Origin of the sequence: Winogradskyella sp. (genome assembly GCF_025210595.1) — a bacterium.
Classification (GTDB): Bacteria; Bacteroidota; Bacteroidia; order Flavobacteriales; family Flavobacteriaceae; genus Winogradskyella.
The window spans coordinates 1-3,649 of record NZ_JAOARH010000024.1 but is presented as its reverse complement, the minus strand read 5'-3'; the positions used below and the strand labels follow the sequence as shown (position 1 = coordinate 3,649).

4 protein-coding genes are annotated in these 3,649 nt (G+C 30.3%); 2 read left to right on the top strand and 2 right to left on the bottom strand.

Annotated elements, in window-relative coordinates:
- Positions 1-251: 251 nt before the first annotated feature.
- Entirely contained in the window at positions 252-1,289 is a 1,038-nt protein-coding gene (locus tag N4A42_RS02075) for an acetoacetate decarboxylase family protein (RefSeq protein ID WP_294069188.1), read from the bottom strand.
- 186 nt (positions 1,290-1,475) lie between these two features.
- Between N4A42_RS02075 and N4A42_RS02070 the strand changes: the two genes are divergently transcribed.
- Positions 1,476-2,444 (top strand): hypothetical protein, encoded by a 969-nt coding sequence (locus N4A42_RS02070; RefSeq protein ID WP_294069185.1) that lies wholly within the window; start codon positions 1,476-1,478, stop codon positions 2,442-2,444.
- A 12-nt stretch (positions 2,445-2,456) separates the two neighbouring features.
- Here the strand turns inward: N4A42_RS02070 and N4A42_RS02065 are convergent, their stop codons facing one another.
- On the bottom strand, positions 2,457-3,137 hold the full coding sequence (locus N4A42_RS02065; RefSeq protein WP_294069182.1) for a M15 family metallopeptidase: 681 nt from the start codon (positions 3,135-3,137) through the stop codon (positions 2,457-2,459).
- Positions 3,138-3,169: 32 nt separating this feature from the next.
- On the opposite strand from N4A42_RS02065, the gene N4A42_RS02060 reads away from it, so the two are divergent.
- On the top strand, positions 3,170-3,649 hold a 480-nt coding region (locus N4A42_RS02060; protein ID WP_294069179.1), incomplete at its 3' end, for an alpha-ketoglutarate-dependent dioxygenase AlkB.

The window sequence follows — 3,649 nt, the reverse complement described above, 5'->3', positions numbered from 1 at the left end:
TGTTAATTGCCAATATATTAGAAACCTATACAGGTTTAGACGATAATGCCATATATCCTGCAATGATCTTTTTAATGGCTGGACTAGGATTATATATTGGCTTTACACAAACCAAAAAAGCTTTAGATAATTAAACACAACAATTCATCAATCAAAAAAAAGGAAAAACGTCTCATTTATAAATGAGACGTTTTTTTTATGCATAAGCACTGTATTGTTACTTATTGTACATGCATTTATATTCGTGGTTTTCAAAAAAGATTTCCTGTTAAACCAAAAGGAATTGTATTTTTAAGGTAATATCCTCCTATTATGTTTGAAGGAGTTAGGTCTAAAGGATGGTTAAAAGCAATTGAATCTGTATTTGTAGATATTGTGGCTTCACCAAATTTTAATGTTACCAAATTTGGAAACTGCTCTGCAATATGTATTACACTGGTTTCATTTCCACCAGTTTTTCCTATTTCTATGATATTTCCATTTCTTATTTGTAAAGACCTAAGCAATGATAAATTAATCATATCTTGTTTGGCATCATCATCTATGGTGTAATTTTCAGTATTTACACTCATATTCATTGTGCCATCTAATGGATTTACTGCATCTCCATAGTAAACAGGATTATTTCTATAAAAATTTATTTCTCCTAATGTCTTAGGCAATCCTAAGCCTATAATGCCTGCCCACATTGAGTGTTCGTCTGTTACAGGCATATAAACAACATGAAAAAACTCTTCGCCTTCATGTTCAACAAGTATAGAAATTGCATTTTCTTTATAAGGTGTAGCTCCATAGTCTAACTCGTAAAAGTCATTAAAAAATGCAAAGACAACCATTCGACTTGGCATGTTAAATTCATCAGGTATTAAGCTCTGATACACCTCAACATTATCTGTTTCGTAATACATAAAAATTCCATCATTTTCGAGATAACGATAAGGTATATGACCATTATCTGGAATATTATCTATGGTAATATCTATTGTTTTCATCTCTGTTTCAGAACCATTTGATGCTTCTAGAGTTATTGAATAGGTTCCGTTTTCAGTATAGGCTATTGTTGGGCTTTCTTCTATAGAGCTTTCTGGATTTCCATTAGGAAATAACCACTCATAAGTCGTAGCATTTTGCGATAGATTTGTTAATGTAACAATGGCTTGATTTTCACCTAAAAGTATAGCTGCTTCAAAATCGGCAATTAATATTGATTCTGTAGAATTGTCATCTTCACTACAAGAAAAGAAGAGCATACTTATAATTAAGGTTAGTGTTAAGTAGAGTTTATTCATTCTTAAAAATTTTTGTCTAATGATATAGACTTCAAAACTTTCATATGGTTTAATTACATAAAAAATAAAATTGAAATTTAATAATTGTTAAAAAGCACAACTGTTTATTATTATAATTTGTTATGCTGAATTTATTTCAGCATCTTTAATTCGGTTAATTTTTCATCAATTGAAGCATTACATAAAATGAAAAAAATTTTATTCCTACTCTTAATTAGTCAAATAAGCTTTGCTCAAATCACAGTTTTAGATAGTGTTTCTAAAATCCCTGTAAGCTATGCTACCATTTCTTTCGGAAATGGTAATGGTATTTTTGCTGATGATGAAGGCAAGTTTTTTTTCACCAAAAAATTATATCCAGATGTAGATTCGCTTTACATCTCTGCTATTGGCTATAAGAACTTAAGTGTTGCTGCAAAAAACTTAACTGATTCACTATTATTACAATCTAAAATAGATGAATTAGATGAAGTTGTACTAAGCATTAAGTCTAATAGAAAATTTAAAGAAGAAACTTTAAAACCTTATCTTGATGATGATTACTACAATTGTTGGTTGCCTACTATAGAATCTGAAATTGCAGTTTATTTCCCAAAAAAGTCTGATAAAGATCAAAAATTAACATCAGTAATATTTCCCATTGCCTTAGAATCTAAAGATTGGAAAAAACGAAAACGCAGCAATAGCGATAAAAAGAAGTTTTCTACTTTGTTTAAAGTTAATTTCTACACTAACGATAATGGGAAACCAGGAAACACACTCACCTACGAAACTATTGTTTTTAGAGCTACCGAAAAAGATGGTGATGCTTATACGCTCAATGTAGAAGAATACGACCTTTATATACCTAAAAACGGTTTTTTTGTATCTATACAAGTTATGGGTTATACAGATAAAAACGGAAAACTTTTACCAAACAAAAAGTATAAAGAAATAAAAACAAAAAACGGAACTGTAAAAATTCCAACCAATTTTAGACCACTTTTGCCGTTTACGGATAAAATTGAGACAAAAAACACTTATATAAAACGAGTGTTTATTAATGGTAATGACTGGGTAAAGTTTGATAAAGGCAATAAGTTTAAATCTAGCTTATTAGATAAAGATTTATATAATTATGGGATTGGTTTAGAATACAATACTTTTAAGGATTGATAATTCAAATAATCACTCCACCTCAAAATCAAAATAAGTGTTAGGAAAAGGTTCCCAACGCAACGTAAAATGCCACCATTCTTTTGGGTAGTTTCTAAAATTATGCTTTAACATAACGGTTTGAAGTAATTGTCTATTTTTTTGTTGTACTTCTGTTATACCATCATAATCCACCCAAGATTGCTGCCCAAAGAAATCATAAGGACTTCCCATATCTAAAGGAATACCAGTATTACCATCTATGATTGTTAAATCTACTGTACTACCTCTACTGTGGCCAGATCGTGAAGCAATATACTCTTCCTTAAATAAATTTCGTTTTGCTATATCTGGATAAAAAACAGACTTATTAATAGTATCATTTAAATCTTTTGCCCAACGCATAAAATGATTCACAGCACGTTGCGGACGGTAACCATCATAAACCTTTAAACATAAATTGTGCTGCTGCAATTCATCCTGAACCAGTTTTAATTTATCTGACGCAGCTTTAGTTAAAATAAGCTTGTTAGCATTATAACCATCAATAGTATCGCCAACAAAATTATTTACACCATAATAGCGTAATTCTACATCTAAGTCTGGTATTACAGATTTTACATAGACAAAATCTTCTGGTAAATCTTCTTTTTGATTAAAGCCAAAACCAATTAATACAAATGCAATAAAGTATAGGAATGTTTTATAAGTCATAACGAAGCACTAATTTAGAGAAAAATTATGCTATGAACTTGTTTTCTGAAGAGAAACAACATTTTATTCTACCTAATGCAGAACTGGTTTATATTCCTAACTTTTTTAATAAGCTAGAGTCCGACAATTATTTTAGTGCTATAAAAGAAGACACCAATTGGCAACACGATGACATAACCATATTCGGAAAAACCTATAAACAGCCAAGACTTACTGCGCTTTATGGTGACACTAACCAAACTTATAGTTACTCTAGCATCACCATGCATCCAGAACCATTCACTAAGTCATTAAAAGTTATAAAGTCTAAAGTTGAAAAAATTTCAAATAAAAAATTCAACACACTATTAATCAACCTTTATCGCAATGGTAATGACAGTAATGGCTGGCATGCAGATAATGAAAAAGAATTAGGTAAAAACCCTGTTATTGCCTCTGTAAGTTTTGGAGAAGAGCGACCTTTTCATTTTAAACATAGAACATTAAAAAATGAACGGCACAAACTAAATCTC